Raw genomic sequence first — 25,169 nt, forward strand, 5'->3', positions numbered from 1 at the left:
CAGGAACCACCGCCATGACCGCCATTGCTCGTATTACCCTGCTCAGTCTGGTTTTGGGGTTAAGCGCGTGTGCGGTCCAGCGCCCAGAGCCGACGTCGCTGCCACCGATCCCGCCGTCGCAGCCCCGCCCGACGCCGTCAACGACACCGACGCCAGGCAAGCCAAGTATTCCGGCCAAGCCCGCCAAACCGATGCCACGCACCTCGGCCAGCTTCGCACCGCCACCGGGCGGTAACAGCCATTGGGATCAGAAGCTCGGCGTATATGTGCTCGATGACCAGACCAACACCTTCTACCGCCAGCGCACGTACTACCGCTGGAACAACGGCTGGAGCCGCTCGATCAGCCCGAACGGGCCATGGGAAGACACGGACATCCATGGCGTACCCGGTGGGTTGGGACGGCAATTCGGGCAGTAAATGGAAACGGCGATCTACGGATCGCCGTTTTGCTGTCTGGAGTCTGTGAAGGACGTTCAGAGAATGGCGCGGTACTCGGTCAATGCCTTGCTCGATTGAACCAGGCCCTGACGCAGCAGAAGTTCAAGGTAACTATCGACATCCATCGGCGGCAGCTTCAGTTGCTTGCGCTGCCGTTGTGCCGCCTCGATCACTGCCGCTGGATCGAGATCAAAAAGGTTATCGACGAACTCGTCAGGGTGTTGAGCCTCAATACCGAAGGGGCTCAGGGCGGTGCAGGGGAAATCTTTCTGGTTGAAGGTGACGATGACGCTGGCATTACAGTGAATGGCAACAGCCAGGACATGTCGATCATCGACGTCGGGTAGCGTCAGTCCTTCAATAAGCTCTTCGTAACCGGACACGCAAGCGTCGGGTAATGCCTGATCCATCAGTTCGGACGTGCGGTTCAGTTGTCCTGTGGTCAGATCCGGACGGTTTTTGAGCAAATTGCGTTTCCATTCGTTGTGTATCTCCATTGTCCATTTCGCTCTAAAACGTCCGGAGAGTGCAAGCCACATCAAAAAATCTCTCAGGGGCGCGGGGTACAGCACACATGCGTCATATACAGCGGTAAAAGAGGAGTGCCTCACTCGTATCCTGTCCTTAACGCTTGTGCCTGCTCGGCGAGCAGCATCATTGCTTGCTCGCTGGCGGTATCGCGCCGGTTTTTATAGTCCATCAAATCGGCAAAGCGCACACGTCGGTGCTTGCCGGTTTTGTGGTAGGACAAGTCGCCGGATTCGAGCAGTTTGATCAGGTGCGGGCGTGAGACGTTAAGCAGATCAGCCGCTTCCTGCGTCGTCAGTTCAGCGTGAACCGGGACTACTTTGACAGCATTGCCCGCAGCGAGCGCTTCCAGGATATCGACTAGCAAACGAAGAGCCGAAGTGGGTAATTCGACGCTGTGAGCCTCATTCCGGTCGTCGAAAATCTGGATGCGCTGTGTTTCGAATTGAGTGGCAAGGTAGGCCGCCAATGCGCGCTGACCCTCAATAGCAGCCTGCACTTCGCGCTCCAGCGGGAGGTTTATCGTCGGATGGAGGGTGGGTGACATGATGGTTCCAGCCTTCTGAGTAAGCGAAGCTGGCAGGCTATTCGAAATAATCGAAAATCGCAATAAACGAAACGGGTGCTGTCAGACCCTTTTTACCAACAACCCCTGCACATACTCTACAAACGCCCGAGCCTTGGCGCTGGCCATCCGCCCGGTTGGAAACACCGCCCAGAGTTCCTGAATCGGCAGCGTCCACTTCGTCATCACCTCCCTGACCACTCCGCTGGCCAGCTCCGGCGCAAACATCCATGCCGACGCCATGGTCAGCCCTTGATGGGCCAGCGCCGCTTCACGCAGACCTTGCGCGGCGCTGACACGAATCCTGCCGCTGACGGTGACGGTTTGTTCTTCAAGCAGCCGGACCGCTCCTACAGGGATCTGTGTTGTGGGTCAGAACGCCGCTTTGCCTATTGAAGAACCACCGTCTACAAACAGCGTCTGGCCGGTGATGAACCCGCTCTGTTCTGACAGCAAAAATGCAATCGCGGCGGCAATTTCTTGCGGTTGTCCCAGACGCCCCATCGGCACACCGGCCAGATAACGCGCCTCGCCCTCGCTTCCCGGCGGGTTGTTGGCGCGAAACAGTTCCGTTTCCGTCGGTCCCGGTGCCACGGCGTTCACCGTCACGCCGGTTTGCGCCAGTTCCAGCGCCCAGGAGCGCGTGAAGCTGATCAACGCCGCTTTTGCCGCGGCATACGCCGTGCGCTGGGTAATCCCGAGCACCGTCAGGCTGGAAATGTTCACCACCCGACCCCAACCCTTGGCGCGCATGTTCGGCAGCAGCGCCTGGGTGGCCTGTAACGCCGAGTGCAGGTTGACCCGCATCACGTCATCGAACGTATCGAGGTCGATTTCTCCCAACACTTGCGGGCGTACCAGGCCGACGTTGTTGACCAGCCCATCGAACTCGTAAGTCCCGGCCAGGTCCGCCAGCACTTCCTGAGTGAGTGCCCTGTCGCTCAAATCCAGCGGAAACAGGATGCCGGGAAAACTCAGGTCAGGCGTGCGGGCAATGCCGACCACCCGGTGTCCGGCGCGGTCCAGGTGTTCGGCCACCGCGCGGCCAATGCCTTTGCTGGCGCCGGTGATGAGAAAAGTACGTCGGGTCATTGCACACTCCTTGAACAAAACATGCCGCAGGTCAGGCGGCATTTGAACCGGTCAACCGCGAACCACATCCCGCATCGCTTCAGGCTCCGGACGCTGAGTGTAAACCGGGAATACCTCGGGGGGACTGCTGACGCAGAGCGAAAGCATTCATTCTCGGGAAGGAAGCGCGGGGCCGCAATCACAAATCGTAAAACAACCGAACGTCGTGATCAGGGTTTTTGTGCTTGAGTAAAGATAACTCTAGAGTTATTTTTGTCTGGGCCGGAGCAAGGAGGCTGTTGGTGCAAAGCAGGTTATTGATCAAGGAACTGCAGGAGGCGGGCTGGACGCTGGACCGGATTACCGGCAGCCATCATCTCTTCACCCACCGATACAACCCGTACACGATTCCCGTCCCTCACCCGAAAAAGGATTTACCGACCGGGACGGTTAAAAGCATCAGGAGGCGAGCCGGGCTGTACTGCCCGCCAGCCAGTCACGCAGGAGATCCATAATGCAATATCCAATCTGTATCGAGTGGGGCGACGAGAACACCGCCATCGGTATTCAGATCCCCGATATTCCGGGTGCCGTAACAGCCGGGGATACGTTTGAAGACGCCTATAACGCCGCCATCGAGATTGCCCACATCATGCTTCAGGAGCTGGCGGCTGACGGGGAGTCGATCCCGATGCCGACTTCGGCTGCCGCCCATCGTGGCAACCCGGACTTCGCCGACATGGGATGGGGAATGCTGGAGCTGGACATCTCGCCGTATATGGGCAAGACCGAGAAGGTCAATGTGACGTTGCCCGGCTATGTGATTCAGCGTATTGACCGGTATGTGCGCGAGCACAATGTCAAAAGCCGCTCTTCTTTCCTTGCCGATGCGGCGATGGAGAAGCTGGTTCGGCACTGAGTGATACCAGGTATACCGCTTTCGCGGGCAAGCCTCGCTCCTACTTGTCCAGCGCAAACCCTGTAGGAGCGAGGCTTGCCCGCGAAGCTTTTGGCATCTTAAGCGGTAGCCAGCGAACGCTTCTCTGAAACACTCAAAAACCGCAACAACGCCAACAGTGGAAACGCGCTACCCACAATCACGATCCACAACCAGCCGCCGTGTTCGTACACCGCACTGGCTACCGAGGAGCCAAACGCGCCGCCGATGAAGATGCTGGTCATGTACAACGCATTCAGGCGACTGCGGCTTTTGGCGTCGAGGGCGTAGACCGCCCGTTGGCCGAGGACCATGTTCATCTGTACACAGAAGTCGAGCACCACGCCGGTGACGGCGAGGCCGATGACGCTGTAGGCCGGATGGATGAATGCTGGCAGGAAGCTCAGGCTGGCGAACAGCAGCGCCAGCAGCGAAGCGATGCGGGTGTGGCCAGCATCGGCGAGTCGACCGGCGATGGGCGCGGCGATGGCTCCGATGGCGCCGACCAGGGCGAAAATCGCGATCTGGGTTTGCGACAAGCCATGATTACGCGCCAACTCCAGCGGCACGGCGGTCCAGAACAGGCTGAACGTGGCGAACATGCAGCCCTGATAAAACGCGCGCTGGCGCAATACCGGTTGCTGGCGCAGCAGCGTCCACAGCGAACCGAGTAACTGACCGTAGGAAGCGCTGTGATCAGGCTGGCGCTTGGGAATGGTCATGGCCAGCACGATGCTGATGGCCGCCATCAACACCGCCGCAATCACAAACATCGCCCGCCAGCCGAAGTGGTCAGCCACGACGCTGGACACCGGTCGCGCCAGCAGGATCCCCAGCAGCAAACCGCCCATGATCCCGCCGACCACTCGACCGCGAGATTCCTCCGGCGCCAGGTGCGCGGCCAGTGGAATCAGGATCTGTACCGACACAGAGCTGAAACCCACCAGCAACGAGATCAGCAGAAACACATTCGGCTGATCGGTGAACGCGGCGCCCAACAGACTGGCAATTGCCACCACGGTGGTGATGATCATCAGTCGGCGGTTTTCCAGCAGGTCGCCCAGCGGTACCAGGAAGAACAGGCCCAGCGCGTAGCCAATCTGGGTCAGCGAAACAATCAGGCTGGCCATGGTGCTGGTCAGGCCGATGTCGGGTGCGATCAGGCCGATGATCGGTTGCGCGTAGTAAATGTTGGCAACGATGGCGCCGCAGCAGAAGGCAAACAGCAGCACCATGCCTTTGGTCATTGTCGCGGCGCCGTGGGGCGCCTGAGTCGCTGAGTTCATAACGTGTCTCGCTGAACTGAAAGGAATGCGTGAAGGCTAAGTGGCAGGCCGAGTCGGCGGAAGAGGGATTGGAGTGATAGCAATCATTCCTTTGCGGAATGAGTGGCGCTGGAACCTGCGCCTGAATTTCAAGATCCGATGATACATTCACTTACATCTTGTTCGATAGCGTGCTTATGTTCTCTCTTACGACTCATCACCGGAAGGCACTTTCATGAACGCGATGTTCCGTTACCTGATTCGCGGCACTTTGATCGGATTGTTCATGGCAAACCTCGCCCAGGCTGCGGACGCACCGGGCATGCGCATCGGCGTACGCGGCGAGATCACCGAGGTCAGCCCTGACGTGTTGAAGGTCCACGTCAACAGCGGCGAAAACGTGGTCATCAACCTGACCAAGGACACCAGGATTCGCGCCGTCACCCTGGCCAATATCGAAGACATCAAACCGGGCAGTTACATCGGCTCGGCGGCCATAGCGCAGGAAGATGGCTCCCTCAAAGCGCTGGAAGTCCACGTCTTTCCGCCGGAGTTGGCCGGCAGTGGCGATGGCCATCGACCCTTCGACCTGGTCAAGGGCAGCAGCATGACCAACGGCAGCGTCGGTGATCTGGTGGTCAGTAATGGTCGGGTGTTGACCGTCAACTACAAGGGCGGACAGCAGAAGATCCTGGTGCCGGAAGATGTGCCGATCGTGAACCTGGTGCCGGGGGATCGCAGCTTGCTGAAGGTGGGAGTGAAGGTCGTGACGTTTGTAACTCAGAGTGCGGATGGAACGCTGACCGCTCAATCCATCTCGGCTGGCAAGGACGGCGTCACACCGCCGATGTGATGACAGGGAACTTCAGTGAACACAAAAACAAAAAAGGCGACCGTCTAAGGTCGCCTTTTTCATTGGGCTATCAGCGGTTACTGAGCGTAAATCTGATCAAAGATCCCACCATCATTGAAGTGCGTCTTCTGCACGGTGCGCCAGTCACCGAAGGTCTTCTCTACCGACAGGAAATCCACTTTCGGGAAGCGGTCGGTGTACTTGGCCAGTACCGCCGGATCACGCGGACGCAGGTAGTTTGCCGCAGCAATTTCCTGGCCTTCTGGCGACCACAGGTACTTCAGGTATTCCTCGGCCGCCGCGCGGGTGCCTTTCTTCTCGACCACTTTGTCGACCACGGCCACTGGCGGCTCGGCTTCAGCGGAGACGCTTGGGTAGATCACTTCGAACTGATCACGGCCAAACTCGCGGGCAATCATTTCCGCTTCGTTTTCGAAGGTCACCAGCACGTCGCCGAGCTGGTTGGTCATGAAGGTAGTGGTAGCTGCACGACCACCGGTATCCAGCACCGGTGCTTGCTTGAACAGCTTGCCGACGAAGGCCTTGGCCTTGTTCTCGTCACCGCCGTTCTTCAGCACATAACCCCAGGCCGAAAGGTAGGTGTAGCGGCCGTTGCCCGAGGTTTTCGGGTTCGGCACGATCACTTGCACACCGTCCTTGAGCAGATCCGGCCAGTCTTTCAGGGCTTTCGGGTTGCCTTTGCGGACGATGAACACCGTGGCCGAGGTGAACGGCGCGCTGTGGTTCGGCAGCAGGGTGACCCAGTTGTCCGGCACCAGTTTGCCGTTGTCCGCCAGGGCGTTGATGTCGGTGGCCATGTTCATGGTGATGACGTCAGCCGGCAGGCCGTCGATCACGGAACGCGCCTGTTTGCTCGAACCGCCGAAAGACATCTGCAGGGTGATGTTTTCGTTGTGCTCGGCTTGCCAGTGTTTCTGGAAGGCAGCGTTGTAGTCCTTGTAGAAATCGCGCATCACGTCGTAGGAAACGTTGAGCAGGGTTGGTGCAGCTTGAGCAACGCTGGTCAATGCCAGGCCAGCGGCCAGAAGTGAGGCGCCAAAGAGTTTTTTCACTGCGCATTCCTTGTTCTAATTTAAATGTGAGGCAATTTGCCAGCGACTATAACCGGGCTCGTATAGTCCTTTAAAGATTAAAAAGCACTTTGCTTATTCCAGTTTTTTGAACAACACATTGCCGCACCGCGAGCAAAATGCAGCGCCGTGCTCGTGGCTGTTTTTCTTACACACCGGGCAGTCGTGTTGCAACTGTTCGCCACGCATGGCGTTGGCCAGTTCGGCGGTGAAAATCCCGGTTGGCACGGCGATGATCGAGTAACCGGTGATCATCACCAGCGACGAAATCACCTGGCCCAAGGGCGTCTTCGGCACGATGTCGCCGAAACCGACGGTGGTCAGCGTCACGATAGCCCAGTAGATGCCTTTTGGAATGCTGGTGAAGCCATGCTCCGGGCCTTCGATCACGTACATCAGCGTGCCGAACACCGTGACGAGCGTGCAGACGCTGACCAGAAACACCACGATCTTCTGCTTGCTGCCACGCAGCGCCAACATCAGGTAATTGGCTTGCTTGAGGTACGGACTGAGCTTGAGCACACGGAAAATCCGCAGCATCCGGATGATCCGGATAATCAGCAGGTACTGCGCATCGGCGTAATACAGCGCGAGGATGCCGGGCACGATCGCCAGCAAATCCACCAGCCCGTAGAAGCTGAACGCATAACGCAGCGGCTTGGGCGAACAGTACAGGCGCAGGCCATATTCGATGGCGAAAATGACCGTGAAGCCCCACTCGATGTACGCCAACACGTTGGCGTAGTTCTGATGAATCGTGTCGATGCTGTCGAGCATCACGATGACGATGCTGGCGAGGATGATCAACAGCAGAATGCCGTCGAAGCGCCGCCCGGCCTTGGTGTCGCTCTGGAAAACCATGACGTAAAGGTCTTCACGCCAGTTTTTGCTGCTGTCCATGGATAACGCCTGAATCGAGAATCAGCGCAGCCTAGGGTGATTCTCCTCCAGAGTGCAAGGCGTACCGGCGACGGTGGTTTTGCCGAACATTTGCATAACCGTGCGGATCAGCCAGCAGGCGAGGATAAACGGCGCGGTCAGCGTTGGCAGGCCGATGGCGGCAAACACCGGCGTCAGCAACAGCGCCGCTGCGATGCCGATGAGCGGCAGCCACGGTTGCTGGCGCAGCGAGCTGAGGGCGAGGGCGGCGAGTACGGCGTTATAGCCACCGAGGCCGATCAATGCGCTATAGAAGTCTTGATGCAGCAGGCTCCAGCCCATGCCCGCGGCAGACGCCAGCATCGCCCAGCAGAATGCGCGGCGATCAGCGATCAGCAAACCCACGGCAATCATCGCACCGGCCAGCGGATGACCGAGGAACATCACCTGGCCGAGGCCTTTCAGGGGGGCGAGGAGCATGTTCAACGCACTGACTTCGATCAAATGGGCTTCGGTCGAGGGGGTGGCGAAGCACAGCAGCAACCAGCCCAATCCCACGAAGGGCGCCGTATAGGCCGGCAGGTATTGGCTGACCCGGATGCGTTTGAGCCACTGCTGAGTGAGCATCGCGCTCAATCCACCCGCAGCAATGATCAGCGGCGGCAACAGCGCGGACCAGGGGAAATACAGGCTCAGCAGCAAACCGAGCAGGACACCGTTGTAACTGAACAGCCCGGCCTGACGATCGGCCTTGGCGTAGTGGCGACGTTGCGCGGTGAGCAAACCGGCGACACCGCCCAGCAACGCACCGCCGAGCAGGGCCGGTGCGGTGAATAGAATGGCGAGCAGGCACAACAGACCAAACAGCGGATGGCGCTGGAGGAAAATCTGGCTGAAGCCGTTGAGCAGGGCAGTCGCCCAATCGGGGCAGTGGGTGTTGAAGTGGTTGGCAGGCATGATGAAGTCTGTGGGTGTTTCAGTGAAACCGAGTCGCCAGCATCGCCAGCAGGCTGGCTCCCACACTGAATCTGCGTTCAGTCTTGATTTCGTTATCGACACAAAACCAATGTGGGAGCCAGCCTGCTGGCGATGAGGCCGGTATGGGCGCTCTAGATCAACGTCTCGATACGCAAAGAGTTAGTCGACCCAGGCTGCCCAAACGGCACACCCGCCGTGATCAATAACGTGTCCCCGCGCTGCGCCATGCCCTGCGCCTGCGCAATCTCCAGCGCTGTCGAACACACCTCATCCACCTGGCGCAGACGATCATTGACCACCGAGTGCACCCCCCACGCCACCGTCAAGCGGCGAGCGGTCTGCAGGTTCGGCGTCAGGTTCAGAATCGGCACCGTCGGCCGTTCCCGCGCCGCTCGCAGACTCGACGTGCCGGACTCGCTGTAGTTCACCAGCACCGCCACCGGCAACACGTTACTGATGCGACGAATCGCACAGCTGATCGCATCGGAAACGGTCGCCTCGGCTTTCGGCCGGCTGACGTCCAGTTGCGTCTGATAGTCCGGACCGTTTTCCACCTGGCGGATGATCTTGCTCATCATCTGCACAGCTTCTATCGGGTATTCGCCGGACGCGGTTTCTGCCGACAGCATCACCGCATCGGCACCTTCGGCCACGGCGTTGGCCACATCGGTGACTTCGGCGCGGGTCGGGGCCGGGGAGAAGCGCATCGATTCCAGCATCTGCGTCGCCACCACCACTGGTTTACCGAGTTGGCGGCAGATGCTGATGATGTTCTTCTGAATCTGCGGCACGCTTTCGGCGGGCACTTCGACGCCGAGGTCGCCACGGGCAACCATGATCGCGTCGCTCAATTCGGCGATTTCCCGCAGTTGCGTGACCGCCGATGGCTTCTCGATCTTGGCCATCAAAAACGCTTTGTCGCCGATCAGTTCACGCGCCTCGCGAATGTCTTCCGGGCGCTGCACGAACGACAGCGCGACCCAATCCACGCCCAACTCCAGACCGAAACTCAAATCGCGACGATCCTTGGCCGTCAGCGGGCTCAACTCCAGCACCGCTTGCGGCACGTTCACGCCTTTGCGGTCCGAGAGTTCGCCGCCATTGAGCACCGTGGTGTCGATCGCATCAGCGTATTTGGTGACCACGCGCAGTCGCAGTTTGCCGTCGTCGAGCAGCAAGTCCATGCCCGGCTCCAGCGCGGCGATGATTTCCGGGTGCGGCAGGTTGACCCGGCGTTGATCGCCCGGCGTCGGGTCCAGGTCCAGGCGCAGGGCCTGGCCGCGATGCAACTGCACCTTGCCTTCGGCGAACTTGCCGACCCGCAGTTTCGGGCCTTGCAGGTCCATCAGGATCCCGAGCGGATAATTCAGTTGGCGCTCGACTTCACGAATCCATTGATAGCGTTGAGCGTGGTCGGCGTGATCGCCGTGGCTGAAGTTCAGGCGGAAGATGTTGACCCCGGCCTGCACCAACTCGCGGATGGATTCGATCCCGTCGGTGGCCGGGCCGAGGGTGGCGAGGATTTTGACCTTTTTATCAGGCGTCATTTTTTGTGCTCTCGAGAATCAGGATGGCGCGGAAGTCGTTGACGTTGGTGCGGGTCGGCTCGGTGACGATCAACGCGTCGAGCGCCGCGAAATAGCCGTAGCCATTGTTGTTGTCGAGTTCATCACTGGCGCTCAAACCGAGGGCGGCCGCGCGGGCGTAGCTGTCCGGGGTCATGATCGCCCCGGCATTGTCTTCGGAGCCGTCGATGCCATCGGTGTCGCCGGCCAGCGCGTAGACGCCGGGCAAGCCTTTGAGGCTGTCGGTCAGGCTCAGGAGGAATTCGGCGTTGCGTCCGCCGCGACCATTGCCGCGCACGGTGACCGTGGTTTCACCGCCCGAAAGGATCACGCACGGCGCCGCCAATGGCTGGCCATGCAGGACCACTTGCCGCGCGATGCCGGCGTGAACCTTGGCCACTTCGCGGGATTCGCCTTCCAGGTCGCCGAGGATCAGCGGACTGAAACCGGCCTGACGGGCTTTCACAGCAGCGGCTTCAAGCGACTGTTGCGGGCGGGCGATCAATTGGAAATGACTGCGCGCCAGGCTCGGGTCGCCGGGTTTGACCGTCTCCGATTCCGGGCTCTGCAGCCAGTTGCGCACCGACGCCGGGACTTCAATGTCGTAGCGCTTGAGGATTGCCAGCGCTTCGGCGGAGGTGCTCGGGTCGGCCACGGTGGGGCCGGAAGCGATGACCGTGGCGAGGTCGCCCGGTACATCGGAAATCGCATAGGTATAAACAGTGGCGGGCCAGCAGGCTTTGCCGAGACGGCCGCCCTTGATCGCCGAGAGGTGCTTGCGCACGCAGTTCATCTCGCCGATGGTCGCGCCGGATTTGAGCAGGGCTTTGTTGATCGATTGCTTGTCGGCGAGCGTAATCCCTTGTGCCGGAAGGGCGAGCAACGCAGAACCGCCACCGGAGAGCAGAAAGATGACGCGGTCGACTTCGCTCAGGTTGCTGACCAGATCCAGCACACGCTTGGCGACGGCCAGGCCAGCGGCGTCCGGCACCGGGTGAGCGGCTTCGACGACTTCGATTTTTTCGCACGGGGCGCCGTGACCGTAACGCGTCACCACCAGGCCGGACACTTCACCCTGCCAGCAGCGCTCGACCACTTGGGCCATGGCGGCGGCGGCTTTGCCGGCGCCGATGACGATCACGCGACCGCTGCGGTCAGTGGGCAAATGAGCTTCGAGGACTTGCTGCGGATGGGCCGCGTCAATGGCTGTGGCAAACAGCTCACGCAGGAATTGTTGCGGATCGACCGACATGGCGGGCTCCCGGATTTTCTTGTTATTTGAAGGGCAACTCGGCCCCTTGTGGGAGCTAGCCTGCTAGCGATTCAGGCGCTGAGGTCTACCAGACACACCGCGTCGATTTCATCGCTAGCAGGCTAGCTCCCACAGGGTCAGACAGAGACTTAGTTCTTATCGCGAATCGAGAAATTCGCCATGTGCTCCAGGCCTTTGATCAGCGCCGAGTGGTCCCAGTTGCTGCCACCGATGGCCGCGCAGGTGCTGAACACTTGCTGGGTGTTGGCGGTGTTTGGCAGGTTGATGTTCAGCTCTTTGGCGCCTTGCAGGGCCAGGTTCAGGTCCTTCTGGTGCAGGCTGATGCGGAAGCCTGGGTCGAAGGTGCCCTTGATCATGCGTTCGCCATGCACTTCGAGGATTTTCGACGAAGCGAAACCGCCCATCAGCGCTTCACGTACCTTGGCTGGATCGGCACCGTTTTTCGAAGCGAACAGCAGGGCTTCGGCCACGGCCTGAATGTTCAGCGCGACGATGATCTGGTTCGCCACTTTCGCGGTTTGACCGTCGCCGTTACCGCCCACCAGGGTGATGTTCTTGCCCATCGCCTGGAACAGCGGCAAGGCGCGTTCGAAGGCATCGGCATCGCCGCCGACCATGATACTCAGGGTCGCAGCCTTGGCACCGACTTCACCGCCGGACACCGGCGCGTCGAGGTACTGCGCGCCTTTTTCGTTGATCTTGGCCGCGAAGGCTTTGGTGGCGGTGGGCGAGATCGAACTCATGTCGATGACGACTTTGCCTTTGCCGACACCGGCCGCAATACCGTCGGCACGGAACAGCACGTCATCGACCTGCGGGGTATCCGGCACCATGACGATGATGAATTCAGCTTCTTGCGCGACTTCTTTCGGGTTCGCCAGGGCGACAGCGCCACCGGCGATCAGGTCGGCAGGCGCGGCGTCGTGATGCGCCGACAGGAACAGGCTGTGACCGGCTTTCTGCAGGTTCAACGCCATTGGGTGGCCCATGATGCCGGTGCCGATAAATCCGATTTTAGCCATGAGAAATTCCTCTTGTTTTTATTGCTCTGTTCGCAAAATTCGTGGGTGTCAGCGAGGGCGCCTTCGCGGGCAAGCCTCGCTCCTACAGGGGTAGGGTTGTTCGTAGGAGCGAGGCTTGCCCGCGAAGAACGATGACGCGGTTTTCGATCAGATCGCGTTATGGGTTTTCAGCCAGCCCAGGCCCGCTTCGGTGGTGGTCAGCGGCTTGTATTCGCAACCGACCCAACCCTGATAACCAATCCGGTCCAGGTGTTCGAACAGGAAGCGGTAGTTGATTTCACCGGTGCCCGGTTCGTTGCGCCCCGGGTTGTCCGCCAATTGCACGTGATTGATTTCACCGAGGTGCGATTGCAGGGTGCGGGCCAGGTCGCCTTCCATGATTTGCATGTGATAGATGTCGTATTGCAGGAACAGATTGGCGCTGCCGACCTGTTCGCGAATCGACAGGGCTTGCGCCGTGTTGTTCAGGTAGAACCCTGGGATGTCGCGGGTGTTGATCGCTTCCATCACCAGTTTGATGCCCGCCGCTTGCAGCTTGTCGGCCGCGTACTTGAGGTTGGCGACAAAGGTTTTTTCCACGGTGGCATCGTCGACGCCTTGTGGACGAATACCGGCCAGGCAGTTGACCTGGGTGTTGCCCAGCACTTGCGCGTAGGCGATCGCCAGATCGACCCCGGCGCGGAATTCTTCAACCCGGTCCGGCAGGCACGCGATACCGCGTTCGCCCTTGGCCCAGTCACCGGCCGGCAGGTTGAACAACACCTGGGTCAGACCGTTGGCGTCGAGCTTGGCCTTGATCTCGGCGGAGCTGAAATCGTAAGGGAACAGGTATTCGACACCACTGAAGCCGGCCTTGGCGGCCGCTTCGAAACGGGCGAGAAAGTCCTGTTCGGTGAACAGCATGGACAGGTTGGCTGCGAAACGCGGCATGGTGGTCTCCCGTAAATGTGTGAGCTCCCTCTGTAGGAGCGAGGCTTGCCCGCGAAGACGTTGTGTCAGTCGGCATCAATGTTGAATGGCACGACGCCTTCGCGGGCAAGCCTCGCTCCTACAGGGGGGAGGCGGTCAGCTGTTAATCGAGCAGCGAAATCGCGGTCGGCGCATCGTTGCCGACCAGCGCCAGGTCTTCGAATTCGTTGACGGCGTTGATCTCGGTGCCCATGGAAATGTTGGTCACGCGCTCCAGAATAATCTCGACGATCACCGGCACCTTGAACTCTTCGATCAGCTCCTGGGCCCTGCGCAGTGCAGGCTGGATCTGAGCCGGTTCGAACACACGCAGCGCCTTGCAACCGAGGCCTTCGGCAACCGCGACGTGGTCGACACCGTAACCGTTGAGTTCCGGAGCGTTCAGGTTATCGAAGGACAGCTGCACGCAGTAGTCCATGTCGAAACCGCGCTGGGCCTGACGAATCAGCCCCAGGTACGAATTGTTTACCACAACGTGGATGTACGGCAGCTTGAACTGCGCGCCCACCGCCAATTCTTCGATCATGAACTGGAAGTCATAGTCGCCCGACAGCGCCACAACCTTGCGGTTCGGATCGGCCTTGACCACGCCCAGTGCAGCGGGAATGGTCCAACCCAGCGGGCCGGCCTGACCGCAGTTGATCCAGTGACGCGGCTTGTAGACGTGCAGGAACTGCGCGCCGGCAATCTGCGACAGACCGATGGTGCTGACGTAGCAGGTGTCTTTGCCGAACACCTGGTTCATCTCTTCGTAAACGCGCTGCGGTTTGACCGGCACGTTGTCGAAGTGCGTCTTGCGTTGCAGGCTGGCTTTGCGCTGCTGGCAGTCTTGCAGCCAGGCGCTGCGGTTTTTCAGCTTGCCGGCGGCTTGCCATTCGCGAGCGACTTCGATGAACACGGTCAGCGCGGCAGCGGCGTCGGAGACGATGCCCAGGTCCGGGTTGAACACGCGGCCGATTTGCGTCGGCTCGATGTCAACGTGAATGAACTTGCGGCCTTCGGTGTACACGTCGATCGAGCCGGTGTGGCGGTTGGCCCAACGGTTACCGACGCCCAGTACCACGTCGGACTTCAGCAGGGTGGCGTTGCCGTAACGGTGCGAAGTCTGCAAACCCACCATGCCGACCATCAACGGGTGATCGTCCGGGATCGTGCCCCAGCCCATCAGGGTAGGGATGACCGGAATGCCGGTCAGCTCGGCGAATTCCACCAGCAACTCGCTGGCGTCGGCATTGATGATGCCGCCACCGGCGACCAGCAATGGACGCTCGGCCTGATCGAGCATGGCCAGGGCCTTCTCGATTTGCACGCGGTTAGCGGTTGGCTTGGCCAGTGGCAGCGGTTCGTAGGCGTCGATGTCGAATTCGATTTCGGCCATCTGCACGTCGAACGGCAGGTCGATCAGCACTGGGCCTGGACGGCCGGAGCGCATTTCGTAGAAGGCTTTCTGGAACGCATACGGCACCTGGCCCGGTTCCATGACCGTGGTCGCCCACTTGGTCACTGGCTTGACGATGGTGGTGATGTCGACAGCCTGGAAGTCTTCCTTGTGCATACGGGCGCGGGGTGCTTGCCCGGTGATGCACAGAATCGGGATCGAGTCGGCCGAGGCGCTGTAGAGCCCGGTGACCATGTCAGTACCGGCCGGGCCGGAAGTGCCGATGCACACGCCGATGTTGCCGGCCTTGGTGCGGGTGTAGCCCTCGGCCATGTGCGACGCGCCTTCAACGTGTCGAGCGAGGACGTGATCGATGCCGCCGACCTTTTGCAGGGCGGAGTACAACGGGTTGATGGCGGCACCGGGGATGCCAAAAGCGGTATCAACCCCTTCGCGGCGCATCACCAGAACGGCGGCTTCGATTGCTCTCATTTTGCTCATGGTTTTGTGCCTCTTACGTTTTGTAATTGTATACAAGTGGCTTTGCGCAGAGTGTATTCACGGCGGACGGCGCAGGTCAATCCATTTTCTCAAGCGACTGTTTCATTCGTCGGAAGCCTGTTCTGCTGTGGCTTTTCGTCGCATGTGGCGCTTTTCGATAATTATTGTATACAAAAAAATAACTCATTGTGTTCTATTTGTTGCATCGGACTGCGGTGCAAGCGCGCAGTCCTTCCGCTTTCCCTATAACAAAATGAGGACGGCACCATGAGCGCTTTAACCTTGAAAGTGGCAGTCAACCTGACCAGTCAGGCCATCTCCGCCGCGCGTGCAATCAACGCGGCCCCTTTGACCATCGCCGTGCTGGATGCCGGCGGACACCTGGTTTCCCTGCAACGCGAAGACGGCGCCAGCCTGCTTCGGCCACAAATCGCCATCGGCAAAGCCTGGGGCGCCATTGCGCTGGGCAAAGGCTCACGCCTGCTGGCGCTGGACGCCCAGCAACGCCCGGCGTTTATCGCGGCGTTGAACAGCCTGGGGCAGGGCAGCGTGGTGCCGGCACCGGGCGGTGTGTTGATTCGGGATCAGGACGGGAATGTGCTGGGAGCTGTGGGCATCAGCGGGGATTTGTCGGATGTTGATGAGCAGTGTGCGATCAATGCGATCGAGGCGTTGGGGTTGAAGGCGGATGCGGGGGTGGCAGCTTGAATCATGGGTGACTGATCCACCGCTATCGCCAACAGGCTGGCTCCCACAGGGAACATCTGAGTGTCAGAGATCAACTGTGGGAGCCAGCCTGCTGGCGATGACAAACCGTCAGACACATCCATCTAAATGTCTGCCCCACCCTTGGGTAATATCAGGACTAGCCTTCTTCATGAATTAATCATGCAAGGGGCAAAGGAATGCCTGATTTACCCGCTTCAAACCGTTTACGCATCGGCCGCTATGCCGAGCCAAACCGCATCTATCTGTTGACCACCAATACACTCGCCAGAAAACCTGTTTTCAAGAATTTCATCTTGGGCAGATTGGTCGTCGCACAGTTTCGCGCCGCGCACGACCAAGGCTGCGTTAATTCATTGGCCTGGGTCATCATGCCCGATCATTTCCATTGGCTGGTCGAGTTACAGCAGGGATCGTTGGGTGACCTGATGCAAGAGACTAAATCACTGAGCACCAAGGCGGTGAATCAGTTCACTGGCCGCAAGATCACCCTCTGGCAGAAAGGCTTTCACGACCGGGCTCTGCGGCGGGAAGAGGATTTGGTAAAGGTGGCGCGGTATGTCGTGGCCAACCCGTTGCGGGCTGGACTGGTGGAAAAGCTTGGCGACTATTCTCTGTGGGATGCCATTTGGCTTTGAGCTGAAACCGAGTCGTCTTCATCGCTAGCAGGCTAGCTCCCACACTGGCGCTATGACGTTCACAAATCCCCTGTGGGAGCTAGCCTGCTAGCGATAAAGTCACCGCAATCTTAATGATCCGGCTCACACCCCTTGAGCACCAACCGGATAATCGTCTGCGCCGCCGCTTCATAATCCTCTTCATCCAGCTTCGCCTTGCCGGTGATGGCAGTGATCTGCCAGTCAAAGTCGGCATAGGTCTGGGTCGCGGCCCAGATGCTGAACATCAGGTGGTTGGGGTCGATGGGGGCGATCTGCCCGCGGTCGATCCAGGTCTGGATGCAGTCGATGTTGTGTTTCGCCTGGCTGTTCAGTTGTTCGACCAGGTCAGCGCTCAGGTGCGGGGCGCCGTGCATGATTTCGCTGGCGAACACCTTGGAGGCGAAGGGCAAGTCGCGGGAGATGCGGATTTTCGAGCGAATGTAGCCGCTCAGCACTTCGCTGGGCACGCCATCGGCGTTGAACGGCGTCGAGGCCTGCAGAATCGGCTCGATGATGCTTTCCAGAACCTCGCGGTAGAGGTTTTCCTTGGATTTGAAGTAGTAATAGACGTTGGGCTTGGGCAATCCCGCCTTGGCTGCGATGTCACTGGTTTTGGTCGCAGCGAAGCCCTTGTCGGCAAATTCTTCACTGGCGGCACGCAGGATCAGTTCTTTGTTGCGCTCGCGGATAGTGCTCATAAACCAGGTGGTTCCTTGCCTGTTCTGGCGGTTGCGCATGGTAGCACCGGCCTCGCGCGGCGCTCAAGAATGCCCCGTGTGGCGCTCGGCCGCGCTATGCTGCGCAGCATTCATTCCAGAAGGACACCTGATTCATGGCAGGAAGCAGTTTACTGTTGCTGATCGACGACATTGCCGCGGTACTCGACGATGTGGCGTTGATGACCAAAATGGCCGCCAAGAAAACCGCCGGCGTGCTCGGCGACGATCTGGCGCTCAATGCCCAGCAGGTCAGCGGCGTACGTGCCGAACGGGAAATCCCGGTCGTTTGGGCCGTGGCGAAGGGCTCGTTTCTCAACAAACTGATTCTGGTGCCGTCAGCGCTGGCGATTAGTGCATTCATTCCGTGGCTGGTTACGCCGTTGCTGATGGTCGGCGGCGCCTACCTGTGTTTCGAAGGTTTCGAAAAACTCGCGCACAAATTCCTGCACAGCAAGGCTGAAGACCAGGCCGAGCATGCCGAGCTTGTCGAAGCGGTGGCGAATCCGACGGTCGATCTGGTGGCGTTCGAAAAGGACAAGATCAAGGGCGCCATCCGTACCGACTTCATTCTTTCGGCGGAAATCATCGCCATCACCCTCGGCACCGTGGCCGATGCGTCGCTGACCCAGCAAGTCATCGTGCTGTCGGGCATTGCCATCGTCATGACCATCGGCGTCTACGGGCTGGTGGCGGGCATCGTCAAGCTAGACGATCTTGGCCTGTGGCTGACCCAGAAGCCGGGGCAGCTGGCCAAGCGTATTGGCAACGGCATCCTGCGGGCGGCGCCGTACATGATGAAAAGCCTGTCGGTGATTGGTACGGCGGCGATGTTCCTGGTCGGCGGCGGGATCCTGACCCACGGCGTGCCGGTGATTCATCACTGGATCGAAGGCGTGAGTGCGAGCGCGGGCGGCGTCGGATTTATCGTGCCGATGTTGCTGAATGCCGTGGCGGGGATTGTCGCGGGGGCGGCGGTGTTGGCCTGCGTCATGGTGCTCGGCAGGATGTGGCGATCAGCCCGAAGCTGATTGGTTAGAAGTAAAAAAGGCCATTTGATGCGAATCAAATGGCCTTTTTTTGTCCGCCCGTATTTGGCACTAGCAGCCGCGGCTGAGAGTGGCGGCGATGAGCCTGGAACGCTTGCGCGACCGCTGCGCGGTTCGACTAGCTACATCAAACTAAGCAAAAACTAGCGACCGCTAAATTTAGCTGACCCCATGAACTTTGAAAGAAAAGCATGAGCCGTCTGTCAGAACTGTTATTTCTGACAGTAGGAAGCGTTGTGGGGAATTGATTCAATAATATTCAACACGAGTACAACGTCCCAAGTGTTATTGGATTAGGAGATCACGTGATGAGTAATACTGTCGTTAGTAGGTTTCAAGGAGAAATTATCTCCAGTCATCCAGCCGTAGCGGTGGCGATAAGCCCGGATGGTCGTCATGCTTTCGTGAGCGTTCCGAGCAGAAACTACAGTTTCCTGATTGAAACAGATACCGGAAAAGTCGTGAAATTTTTGCCATCAGGGACGATGCGTATTATTAAATGCGTGTTTAGTCGGGATGGTAAGCGTGGCTATTGTATTACCAAGGAAAAAAGTGGGGTCTCGTCGTTTACTGTCGCTGGCTGGGCTGGAGGAAGGCTGGTTTATTTCGATGAACCAATGCGTGCAATCGCGGTTGCTGCAGATGGGGCTCACCTCTACGTTGCGAAGGGTGAGGAGGTTGTGGTTCTCGATTCATTAAGTCTTGGTGCGACGGAAGTTACTCCTGTTGGTGGTGTCGTTGATAGTTTGGCTGTTAGCCCGGATGGTTTGTATCTTTACATTCTGGTGGGCGGAAAGTTTTTGATTGCCTCTGTGGCGGATTGGGCAATCAAGTCTATTTCCATTGGGGCCGGCACTGGTTGCATGTCTCTTAGTCTGGATGGCCGTCGAGCCTATGTTGCAGGGACCTATCAGGGAGGTACAGTACAGACGATCGATATAGTTGCAGAGCAGGTCGTTGCCTCGATGCCTATTAAGGGCGACGCGAAAAGCTGCGTGCTGTGTCCTACGGGGGAATATTTGTATGTTACTACCGATAATGAGCCATTGCTCTATGGGATTGATGTCGTGGGTGACCCGAAATTGGTTGAGGAAATCAATGTGGGCGGAAACCCGATGGGAGTTGATGTAACGCCTGATGGCGCTCGTGTTTATGTGTGTACCGGGGATTTTGTCAAGGCGGTAGTGGCAACGCGTTGATCGGGAATAAGGGATATCAAATTATTAACGCTGTACTTAAGCGTTCACTATCATTTTAGATGGCGAGGTGGCTTATGTTGTCTGTTAAATCTGGATTTGAAGGCGAAATCAGCCTTGTCGGTGCTGGTAAAGTTATTTTCCATCCCTATGGGGAATATGCGTTTGTGTTCAATTATGGTGCGCCAGAGTTTTCGGTAATCGATACTGTTACTGGGCGAATTATACGTACCGAACGTTGTCCATCTCGCGCACTTTACGGCGTTTTCAGTCAGGATGGTTTATTCGCTTATTTGAATCTCGAGACTGGACAGACAAGAGAAGTTAATACTCATGTATTGTCCTCATTCCAAAGAATATATGCCCCTGCTCCGAGTGGGGTCTTGCTCACCAAGAACGGTCCTCGTCCATACATGACGGCTTTAAATACCCTGTATGAAGTTGATCTTTCAGGTGGTAGGATAGTAAGGAGTCTTGCGGTAAATGGTATTCGAGACAGTTTGGCTGTCAGTGCTGCCAGGCATGAAATTTACGCTGTAACTGACCGTTCGTTCGTTATTGTTAACTTGTCACAATGGACGGTGAAGTCGGTTGCCATTGCTGAAGGCGCCAGTCTGATGGCTTTTTATCCAGGTCGAGCTCTTGCTTATATAAGTAATACGCAGCTCAAAGGTGTGCAAGTATTAGACTTGGCTGGCGAGCGTATTGTGGCTTTCATTCCTATCGGTGGGGATATTGTTGATATTGCTTTGACGCCCAATGGCGTCTATGCATTTGCTCTTGTCAATGAAGGCGCTGAAATGTGTGTGATTGATACGGCTGGTTTTAAAGTAGTCGATCGAGTTTTTATCGGTGGAGGGGTTCGTAATGTAGCAGTTACCCTGGATGGTTCTCGAGTTTATGTTACTAATGAAATGTTCGTCAGGGTGTTCAGGGTTGATCGGTGGGCGGCATAAGGCTGCCTCAATGTAGAATTTAAAGTGGTCGACGAAAACGGGTAAAAAAACTGGCCATTCGATCTGCACCGAATGGCCTTTTTTGTTGCCGATGAATTACTCGGCGATCTGCAACTTGCGCGACTCGGTGTACACGTAACGCACCTTTTCGTATTCGAACGGCGAGTTCAGTTGGCCGTAGCGGAAGCTGGTCTGGTGGCGCTTGTCGATGCTGCGCAGGGCCCACACTTCAGGGTGGTTGGAACTGACTTCGGAGACGTTCAGGAAGTTGATCGCCGACTCGGCGGTGAAGTCCACGGCCAGGCCGCCGGTGTCGCGGATGTTGGACGGGCCGAGGATCGGCAGCACGAAGTAGGCGCCGCCCGGTACGCCGTAGAAACCGAGCGTCTGGCCGAAGTCTTCGCTCTGGCGCGGCAGGCCCATGGCGGTGGCCGGGTCCCAGAGGCCGGCGATGCCGATGGTGGTGTTGAGCAGCAGGCGCGCAGTGGTTTCCATCGAACGCTGGCCCTTGAACTGCAACAGGCTGTTGAGCAGGTTCGGTACGTCGCCGAGGTTGTTGAAGAAGTTGCTGACCCCGGTGCGCAGGAAGCTTGGCGTGATGTAGCGATACCCGTCGACCACCGGCAGGAACACCCATTGGTCGAAGCGGTAGTTGAAGTGATACACCCGGCGGTTCCACTCTTCCAGCGGGTCGTACACGTTCAGGGCGTTGAGGGAGGAGCGTTCGAATTCGCGCTGATCCAGGCCCGGGTTGAACTTGAGTTTGCTCAGTGGCTCCTTGAAGCCGTCACTGTCGACGACCACCGGGGCGTTGGCTTTGCTGTTGTCGGCATTGGCGACGCCTGCACAGAGTAACGCTGCGATAAGCAGGAGGTATTTAGCCACGGAAGAACTCCAGCATGGCGTCGCTGTTGACGCGATAGTTAAGGTTGCCGCAGTGGCCGCCCAGTGGATAAACCGTCAAGCGGTCGCCGAAGGTCTTGCGCAGGAAACCGAGGTCACCCGGGCCGAGGATCACGTCGTCGGCATTGTGCATGACCGCGATTTTCGGGCTGTCGTGCAGGTAATCCTTCAGGGCATACAGGCTGACCTGGTCGATCAGTTGCAGCAGGCTGCCGCCGTCAGTGCGCGCGCGCCACATCGGGATCACTTGTTCGGTGATGTAGCAGTCGAAGTCGCACTGCAGCGCACGCTTGAGGTATGGCGTGAGGCTGGTGCCTTCGGTGATGGGCGTTTTCGGCGGAGTGATCAGGCCGCGACGGTTGATCAGGTCCGAGGTGAAAGCGATGTCGGCCGCCGAGAAGCGGAACGACGTGCCGATCAGCATGGCCATCTGTTCGTTGGTCAGGTGCTGCTTGGACTGCTGGAAGTCGTAGAGCAGGGCGTCGTTGAGGTCGATGTAGCCTTTTTGCTGGAAGTATCGGGTCAGTTTGTCCAGCACCAGTTCATAGAACGTGGTGGTGTTGTTGATGCCCTTGACCTCGGTCTGGACGAGTCTGTCCAGGTTGGTGATCGAGGTGTAGAGGTTGACCGGTGGGTTGAGCAGCAAGACTTTCTTGAAATTGAAACTGCGGCGGGTTTCATCCAGATGCGCGACAAATGCCGCATCCAGCGCCCCCAGGCTGTAGCCGGTCAGGTAGTAATCGGTGACGGCCACTTTCGGGTTTTGTGCCCGCACGGCCTGCATCACCCGGTACATGTCTTCGGCGTCATCCTTGGTGATGCCGGGTGTGGCAAAGCGTGAAGCGGCGCTCATGAAGTCGAAGCTGGTGGGCGACGACAGTTGCACCACGTGGTAACCCGCCTTGTAGTAGAGCTTTTTCAGGTATTCGTTAAGGCTGCTGTCATAGCGCGCACCGGTGCCGGCGATCAGGAAGATCAACGGGGCGGCTTTATCCTGGGTGGCGATGCGGTAGGTCAGCTTCTTCACCGGCCAGAAGTTGTCCGGCAGTTCGAACTCACGCTCCGGGCGCAACGTGACGGTGCGGGTTTCCTGGTCGATGTCATCGTCAAGCGGCAACTCCGGACGCAGGTCCGGTGGCGTCGTGGCGATGGTCGCCTCGAACGGGTTGGTCAAGGGATAGCCATAACTGGCGGCGTCGATATCGACCGCCAGTGCGGACGCACTCAAGATAAGGCCGCTAAACAGGGCGGCGAAGCGCAAGGAACGGAGCATGACTGGATCCCTTATAGAAAGGTGCCGAATGAAGTTCGCAGGCTATGACCACGGGGGTTGCGCCAAAGTGCCATGTATCGACACCAATCAGGCCAAATTTCAGAGTAATAGTAGCTGGACGATACACTTTGCAGTGATTGAGTGCCCAGTTAACTGTTGTTAAGGCTTGCGTCAGGCTGCCGGGGGATTAAGCTGGCCGCCGTTTTTCGCTGATTGGAGTGCTTCATGTCCCGCCGTTTACCGGTAATTCTGCTGCTTGTTTTGCTGCCTTTATGGCTGGCCGCCAGTTATGGCGCGCGGTATGGCTTCATGGAGGATGCGCAATGGGTCGGCCTCTGCGCGGACGAGGCGAGCCGCTGGGAATGCCTGGTCCGTTCGAACCTGGGCCTGATGATTCATTTCCAGGTGTTGGGTTGGGCGGCAGTGGCCGCCGCCGTGATCGGCTTCGTGTTGCCGGGGCGGGCAGGGTGGTGGTTGGCGGTGTTGGCGTTGGTGTTCGGGTTTCCGGCGTTGGCGTTGTACAACACGACGATGGCTGTGTTTGCGGTGGTGATTGCGGGGTTGCGGTTGGTCCGGGCGTCTCGCGGCGCCTGACAGATCGCCATCGCGAGCAGGCTCGCTCCCACAGTAGATCTTCAGTGAACACATATTATGTGAACGATGGAGATCAAATGTGGGAGCGAGCCTGCTCGCGATGGGGCCATCAGCCCTTGCGAACCCGCAAACAGCGCCACAACGCCGCCACCATCAACACACTCATCAGCGCCCAGCCCCAGGCCTGCTGATTCTGCAAACCTTCGCGATACAGCTGCGGCGCAATCCCGGCACCGATGATGAAGGTCAGAAGCGCGATTTCACGACGTGGCACACTCACCGGCCGGCACAGATAAACCAGCGCGGGCAGGATGAAAGCTACGCTCGGAAAGCTGCGATAACGCGGATCGAACACCAGTTCGAGCATCATCACCGCCGCTGCAAAACCTGCTGCTGCCAGCAACCAGCCGGCCCGACGCTCCAGCACATTGAAGGCCCGTAGACGCCAGCCGCTACGGTCACTCAGTGTCAGCGCTGCATGCACCAGTACCAACAGGTTCAAAGCCGTCAGCAACGCAACCCACAACCATTCACTGGTAAACCGGGTGGTGACGCGTGCCAGATCGCCCCAGGCGCCAATCGAACAGGCCGCCAAAGCGCCGAGCAGCGGTAGCACCAACGCAGAGCGGGTACTGCGTACACGACCGCCAAGGATCAGCGTGCCAAGGAAAATCATCCCGCCCACCGCCAGCCATTGCGACCAGTACGGTACGTTGGACACCGGACCGGCCAGCACGCCCTTGTCCTGACGGTCGGCGTCAAACAGGCCCCAGTAACCACCAACGGCCCCTTCGCTGGCGCGTTTCCAGGGTTGGTCGAACGCCTCGATCAGGTTGTAGTGCCAGCCTTCCTGCTCGGCCATGATCACAAAGCTGCGAATGAACTTGGCCTCATTGACCCGGCTCGGCAGCGCGGTTTCGCGCTGGCGGCCTTCGCTTGGCCAGCCGGTTTCACCAATCATCACGTCCTTGGGTGCGAATTTGTTGCCGAACACCTGACGCACTTCGCGAACATGTTGCAGCGCGGCGTCGATGTTCGACGGATCGTCTTCCCAATACGGCAGCAGGTGAATGGTCAGGAAGTCCACCGCCGGGGCAATTTCCGGGTGTTTGAGCCAGAACTCCCAGACGTCGGCATAAGTGACAGGCTGCTTGACCTGGCTTTTGACCTTGTTGATCAGCCTGGCCAATTGCGCACCGGTGACTTCCTTGCGCAACAGGGCTTCGTTGCCGACGATCACCGACGTGACCACATCCGGGTTGGCGTTGGCCGAGGCGATCAGCAGGTCGACTTCTTTCTCGGTGTCCACCGGGTTGCTGTTCACCCACGCACCGATCATCAACTTCAGACCATGTTTGCGCGCCAGGTCGGGCAAGGCTTCAAGGCCGGTCATGGAATAGGTGCGAATGCATTCGAAGCGGGTGGCCAAAAGCGCGAGGTCGGCGTCCATGCGCTCGGGGCGCAACTTGAACGGCTGATCGAACGGCGATTGGTCCTTGTCGAACGGGGTGTAGGAGGCGCATTGCAGTTTGTGCGTCGCGCTGGCCACGTCCGGCAGAATCACCGGTTTGCCGAGGCCGTACCAAAAACCGCCGAGAGCAAAGAGCCCCAGCAGGCAGGCGAAAAGGTAAGCGAAAAAAGGAAAGCGTGATGTCGCGGGCATGGTCAGGCCGTCTGGGAGCAAAGCCGCGCATGTTACCCGCATTTGTCCCGCGCTTGGTGGCCCGCATAATTTTGACATGCAAAGTTCGGGCGGATCGCCCGAGGCCTTTCAGGTGCGCG

The 25,169-nt window shown here is 58.6% G+C and carries 26 protein-coding genes and 1 pseudogene; 10 read left to right on the plus strand and 17 right to left on the minus strand.

All coding sequences use genetic code 11. The features are described from left to right. Window positions 1-14 precede the first annotated feature (14 nt). Window positions 15-419: a hypothetical protein gene (locus K5R88_RS29420; RefSeq protein ID WP_008039842.1), complete on the plus strand. Its 405-nt coding sequence runs from the start codon at window positions 15-17 to the stop codon at window positions 417-419. Between the two features lie 56 nt (window positions 420-475). Here K5R88_RS29420 and K5R88_RS29425 read toward each other — a convergent pair whose 3' ends face one another. The 4 genes and pseudogenes from K5R88_RS29425 to K5R88_RS29440 form a co-directional block, all read right to left on the minus strand. Further along, complete coding sequence (locus K5R88_RS29425; protein WP_226298829.1) at window positions 476-1,051, minus strand: PIN domain-containing protein; 576 nt, start codon at window positions 1,049-1,051, stop codon at window positions 476-478. Continuing rightward, window positions 1,048-1,515 (minus strand): helix-turn-helix domain-containing protein, encoded by a 468-nt coding sequence (locus K5R88_RS29430; RefSeq protein ID WP_223449629.1) that lies wholly within the window; start codon window positions 1,513-1,515, stop codon window positions 1,048-1,050. The genes K5R88_RS29425 and K5R88_RS29430 overlap by 4 nt, the downstream gene beginning before the upstream one ends. Before the next feature lie 81 nt (window positions 1,516-1,596). Next, a pseudogene (locus K5R88_RS29435) lies at window positions 1,597-1,866 on the minus strand (LysR substrate-binding domain-containing protein); the annotation flags it as partial. Between the two features lie 39 nt (window positions 1,867-1,905). After that, window positions 1,906-2,625 carry an SDR family oxidoreductase gene (locus K5R88_RS29440; protein WP_008026798.1) on the minus strand — a complete coding sequence of 240 codons (720 nt, stop codon included), beginning with the start codon at window positions 2,623-2,625 and terminating at the stop codon, window positions 1,906-1,908. A gap of 281 nt (window positions 2,626-2,906) precedes the next feature. On the opposite strand from K5R88_RS29440, the gene K5R88_RS29445 reads away from it, so the two are divergent. Both K5R88_RS29445 and K5R88_RS29450 read left to right on the plus strand, forming a co-directional pair. Next, entirely contained in the window at window positions 2,907-3,119 is a 213-nt protein-coding gene (locus K5R88_RS29445; protein ID WP_081501757.1) for a type II toxin-antitoxin system HicA family toxin, read from the plus strand. Further along, window positions 3,119-3,523: a type II toxin-antitoxin system HicB family antitoxin gene (locus K5R88_RS29450; RefSeq protein ID WP_192226071.1), complete on the plus strand. Its 405-nt coding sequence runs from the start codon at window positions 3,119-3,121 to the stop codon at window positions 3,521-3,523. The genes K5R88_RS29445 and K5R88_RS29450 overlap by 1 nt, the downstream gene beginning before the upstream one ends. Before the next feature lie 98 nt (window positions 3,524-3,621). On the opposite strand, the gene K5R88_RS29455 is transcribed toward K5R88_RS29450, so the two are convergent. Next, window positions 3,622-4,827, minus strand: coding sequence for an MFS transporter (locus K5R88_RS29455; RefSeq protein ID WP_226298830.1), 1,206 nt, complete (start codon window positions 4,825-4,827; stop codon window positions 3,622-3,624). Between the two features lie 214 nt (window positions 4,828-5,041). On the opposite strand from K5R88_RS29455, the gene K5R88_RS29460 reads away from it, so the two are divergent. Continuing rightward, a complete protein-coding gene (locus K5R88_RS29460; RefSeq protein WP_226298831.1) occupies window positions 5,042-5,659 on the plus strand; it encodes a hypothetical protein in 618 nt (205 codons plus the stop codon). Between the two features lie 77 nt (window positions 5,660-5,736). Here K5R88_RS29460 and K5R88_RS29465 read toward each other — a convergent pair whose 3' ends face one another. From K5R88_RS29465 to gcl, 8 genes are all read right to left on the minus strand, one after another. Further along, window positions 5,737-6,732 (minus strand): sulfate ABC transporter substrate-binding protein, encoded by a 996-nt coding sequence (locus K5R88_RS29465; protein WP_008039863.1) that lies wholly within the window; start codon window positions 6,730-6,732, stop codon window positions 5,737-5,739. A 93-nt stretch (window positions 6,733-6,825) separates the two neighbouring features. Then, complete coding sequence (locus tag K5R88_RS29470; protein ID WP_008039865.1) at window positions 6,826-7,650, minus strand: ion transporter; 825 nt, start codon at window positions 7,648-7,650, stop codon at window positions 6,826-6,828. Window positions 7,651-7,671: 21 nt separating this feature from the next. After that, window positions 7,672-8,586, minus strand: coding sequence for an urea transporter (locus tag K5R88_RS29475; protein WP_207285357.1), 915 nt, complete (start codon window positions 8,584-8,586; stop codon window positions 7,672-7,674). A gap of 152 nt (window positions 8,587-8,738) precedes the next feature. Next, window positions 8,739-10,154, minus strand: coding sequence for a pyruvate kinase (pyk, locus tag K5R88_RS29480; RefSeq protein ID WP_226298832.1), 1,416 nt, complete (start codon window positions 10,152-10,154; stop codon window positions 8,739-8,741). Continuing rightward, on the minus strand, window positions 10,144-11,424 hold the full coding sequence (locus K5R88_RS29485) for a glycerate kinase type-2 family protein (RefSeq protein WP_226298833.1): 1,281 nt from the start codon (window positions 11,422-11,424) through the stop codon (window positions 10,144-10,146). The genes pyk and K5R88_RS29485 overlap by 11 nt, the downstream gene beginning before the upstream one ends. Before the next feature lie 149 nt (window positions 11,425-11,573). Further along, window positions 11,574-12,467: a 2-hydroxy-3-oxopropionate reductase gene (locus K5R88_RS29490; protein ID WP_008039871.1), complete on the minus strand. Its 894-nt coding sequence runs from the start codon at window positions 12,465-12,467 to the stop codon at window positions 11,574-11,576. A 147-nt stretch (window positions 12,468-12,614) separates the two neighbouring features. Beyond that, window positions 12,615-13,397 carry a hydroxypyruvate isomerase gene (hyi, locus tag K5R88_RS29495; protein WP_008026777.1) on the minus strand — a complete coding sequence of 261 codons (783 nt, stop codon included), beginning with the start codon at window positions 13,395-13,397 and terminating at the stop codon, window positions 12,615-12,617. 142 nt (window positions 13,398-13,539) lie between these two features. Next, entirely contained in the window at window positions 13,540-15,315 is a 1,776-nt protein-coding gene (gene gcl, locus K5R88_RS29500) for a glyoxylate carboligase (RefSeq protein WP_008026775.1), read from the minus strand. Window positions 15,316-15,582: 267 nt separating this feature from the next. Here gcl and K5R88_RS29505 point away from each other — a divergent pair, with 267 nt between their 5' ends. Together K5R88_RS29505 and K5R88_RS29510 are read left to right on the plus strand one after the other, a co-directional pair. Then, complete coding sequence (locus K5R88_RS29505) at window positions 15,583-16,023, plus strand: GlcG/HbpS family heme-binding protein (protein ID WP_008039877.1); 441 nt, start codon at window positions 15,583-15,585, stop codon at window positions 16,021-16,023. 197 nt (window positions 16,024-16,220) lie between these two features. Next, on the plus strand, window positions 16,221-16,679 hold the full coding sequence (locus K5R88_RS29510; RefSeq protein WP_226298834.1) for an REP-associated tyrosine transposase: 459 nt from the start codon (window positions 16,221-16,223) through the stop codon (window positions 16,677-16,679). A gap of 110 nt (window positions 16,680-16,789) precedes the next feature. Here K5R88_RS29510 and K5R88_RS29515 read toward each other — a convergent pair whose 3' ends face one another. Beyond that, the gene (locus K5R88_RS29515) at window positions 16,790-17,398 is read right to left on the minus strand and encodes a TetR/AcrR family transcriptional regulator (protein ID WP_192226089.1); all 609 of its coding nucleotides are present in this window, start codon (window positions 17,396-17,398) and stop codon (window positions 16,790-16,792) included. A gap of 134 nt (window positions 17,399-17,532) precedes the next feature. Here K5R88_RS29515 and K5R88_RS29520 point away from each other — a divergent pair, with 134 nt between their 5' ends. The 3 genes from K5R88_RS29520 (at window position 17,533) to K5R88_RS29530 (ending at window position 20,617) form a co-directional block, all read left to right on the plus strand. After that, window positions 17,533-18,447, plus strand: coding sequence for a DUF808 domain-containing protein (locus tag K5R88_RS29520; protein ID WP_226298835.1), 915 nt, complete (start codon window positions 17,533-17,535; stop codon window positions 18,445-18,447). 326 nt (window positions 18,448-18,773) lie between these two features. Continuing rightward, entirely contained in the window at window positions 18,774-19,664 is an 891-nt protein-coding gene (locus tag K5R88_RS29525) for a hypothetical protein (RefSeq protein WP_223481312.1), read from the plus strand. 74 nt (window positions 19,665-19,738) lie between these two features. Beyond that, window positions 19,739-20,617 (plus strand): hypothetical protein, encoded by an 879-nt coding sequence (locus K5R88_RS29530; RefSeq protein ID WP_226298836.1) that lies wholly within the window; start codon window positions 19,739-19,741, stop codon window positions 20,615-20,617. 96 nt (window positions 20,618-20,713) lie between these two features. Here K5R88_RS29530 and K5R88_RS29535 read toward each other — a convergent pair whose 3' ends face one another. Then, window positions 20,714-21,502, minus strand: a complete 789-nt coding sequence (locus K5R88_RS29535; protein WP_008026766.1) for an MlaA family lipoprotein — start codon at window positions 21,500-21,502, stop codon at window positions 20,714-20,716. Further along, window positions 21,495-22,793, minus strand: a complete 1,299-nt coding sequence (locus tag K5R88_RS29540; protein WP_192226093.1) for a serine/threonine protein kinase — start codon at window positions 22,791-22,793, stop codon at window positions 21,495-21,497. Before K5R88_RS29540 ends, K5R88_RS29535 begins: the two co-directional genes overlap by 8 nt. A gap of 225 nt (window positions 22,794-23,018) precedes the next feature. Here K5R88_RS29540 and K5R88_RS29545 point away from each other — a divergent pair, with 225 nt between their 5' ends. Then, complete coding sequence (locus tag K5R88_RS29545) at window positions 23,019-23,387, plus strand: hypothetical protein (protein ID WP_192226095.1); 369 nt, start codon at window positions 23,019-23,021, stop codon at window positions 23,385-23,387. Between the two features lie 109 nt (window positions 23,388-23,496). On the opposite strand, the gene K5R88_RS29550 is transcribed toward K5R88_RS29545, so the two are convergent. Next, window positions 23,497-25,092, minus strand: a complete 1,596-nt coding sequence (locus K5R88_RS29550; RefSeq protein WP_226298837.1) for a glycoside hydrolase family 17 protein — start codon at window positions 25,090-25,092, stop codon at window positions 23,497-23,499. Window positions 25,093-25,169 lie beyond the last annotated feature (77 nt).

Origin of the sequence: Pseudomonas sp. MM213 (assembly GCF_020423045.1) — a bacterium.
GTDB lineage: Bacteria > Pseudomonadota > Gammaproteobacteria > Pseudomonadales > Pseudomonadaceae > Aquipseudomonas > Aquipseudomonas migulae.

What these genes read in the sequence shown, in the direction of transcription:
- K5R88_RS29420 (WP_008039842.1), top strand. Translation starts at nt 15, where the DNA reads ATGACCGCCATTGCTCGTATTACCCTGCTCAGTCTGGTTTTGGGGTTA.
- K5R88_RS29430 (WP_223449629.1), bottom strand. Translation starts at nt 1,515, where the DNA reads ATGTCACCCACCCTCCATCCGACGATAAACCTCCCGCTGGAGCGCGAA.
- K5R88_RS29440 (WP_008026798.1), bottom strand. Translation starts at nt 2,625, where the DNA reads ATGACCCGACGTACTTTTCTCATCACCGGCGCCAGCAAAGGCATTGGC.
- K5R88_RS29450 (WP_192226071.1), top strand. Translation starts at nt 3,119, where the DNA reads ATGCAATATCCAATCTGTATCGAGTGGGGCGACGAGAACACCGCCATC.
- K5R88_RS29455 (WP_226298830.1), bottom strand. Translation starts at nt 4,827, where the DNA reads ATGAACTCAGCGACTCAGGCGCCCCACGGCGCCGCGACAATGACCAAA.
- K5R88_RS29460 (WP_226298831.1), top strand. Translation starts at nt 5,042, where the DNA reads ATGAACGCGATGTTCCGTTACCTGATTCGCGGCACTTTGATCGGATTG.
- K5R88_RS29470 (WP_008039865.1), bottom strand. Translation starts at nt 7,650, where the DNA reads ATGGACAGCAGCAAAAACTGGCGTGAAGACCTTTACGTCATGGTTTTC.
- K5R88_RS29475 (WP_207285357.1), bottom strand. Translation starts at nt 8,586, where the DNA reads ATGCCTGCCAACCACTTCAACACCCACTGCCCCGATTGGGCGACTGCC.
- pyk (WP_226298832.1), bottom strand. Translation starts at nt 10,154, where the DNA reads ATGACGCCTGATAAAAAGGTCAAAATCCTCGCCACCCTCGGCCCGGCC.
- K5R88_RS29485 (WP_226298833.1), bottom strand. Translation starts at nt 11,424, where the DNA reads ATGTCGGTCGATCCGCAACAATTCCTGCGTGAGCTGTTTGCCACAGCC.
- K5R88_RS29490 (WP_008039871.1), bottom strand. Translation starts at nt 12,467, where the DNA reads ATGGCTAAAATCGGATTTATCGGCACCGGCATCATGGGCCACCCAATG.
- hyi (WP_008026777.1), bottom strand. Translation starts at nt 13,397, where the DNA reads ATGCCGCGTTTCGCAGCCAACCTGTCCATGCTGTTCACCGAACAGGAC.
- gcl (WP_008026775.1), bottom strand. Translation starts at nt 15,315, where the DNA reads ATGAGCAAAATGAGAGCAATCGAAGCCGCCGTTCTGGTGATGCGCCGC.
- K5R88_RS29505 (WP_008039877.1), top strand. Translation starts at nt 15,583, where the DNA reads ATGAGCGCTTTAACCTTGAAAGTGGCAGTCAACCTGACCAGTCAGGCC.
- K5R88_RS29510 (WP_226298834.1), top strand. Translation starts at nt 16,221, where the DNA reads ATGCCTGATTTACCCGCTTCAAACCGTTTACGCATCGGCCGCTATGCC.
- K5R88_RS29515 (WP_192226089.1), bottom strand. Translation starts at nt 17,398, where the DNA reads ATGAGCACTATCCGCGAGCGCAACAAAGAACTGATCCTGCGTGCCGCC.
- K5R88_RS29520 (WP_226298835.1), top strand. Translation starts at nt 17,533, where the DNA reads ATGGCAGGAAGCAGTTTACTGTTGCTGATCGACGACATTGCCGCGGTA.
- K5R88_RS29525 (WP_223481312.1), top strand. Translation starts at nt 18,774, where the DNA reads ATGAGTAATACTGTCGTTAGTAGGTTTCAAGGAGAAATTATCTCCAGT.
- K5R88_RS29530 (WP_226298836.1), top strand. Translation starts at nt 19,739, where the DNA reads ATGTTGTCTGTTAAATCTGGATTTGAAGGCGAAATCAGCCTTGTCGGT.
- K5R88_RS29540 (WP_192226093.1), bottom strand. Translation starts at nt 22,793, where the DNA reads ATGCTCCGTTCCTTGCGCTTCGCCGCCCTGTTTAGCGGCCTTATCTTG.
- K5R88_RS29545 (WP_192226095.1), top strand. Translation starts at nt 23,019, where the DNA reads ATGTCCCGCCGTTTACCGGTAATTCTGCTGCTTGTTTTGCTGCCTTTA.
- K5R88_RS29550 (WP_226298837.1), bottom strand. Translation starts at nt 25,092, where the DNA reads ATGCGGGTAACATGCGCGGCTTTGCTCCCAGACGGCCTGACCATGCCC.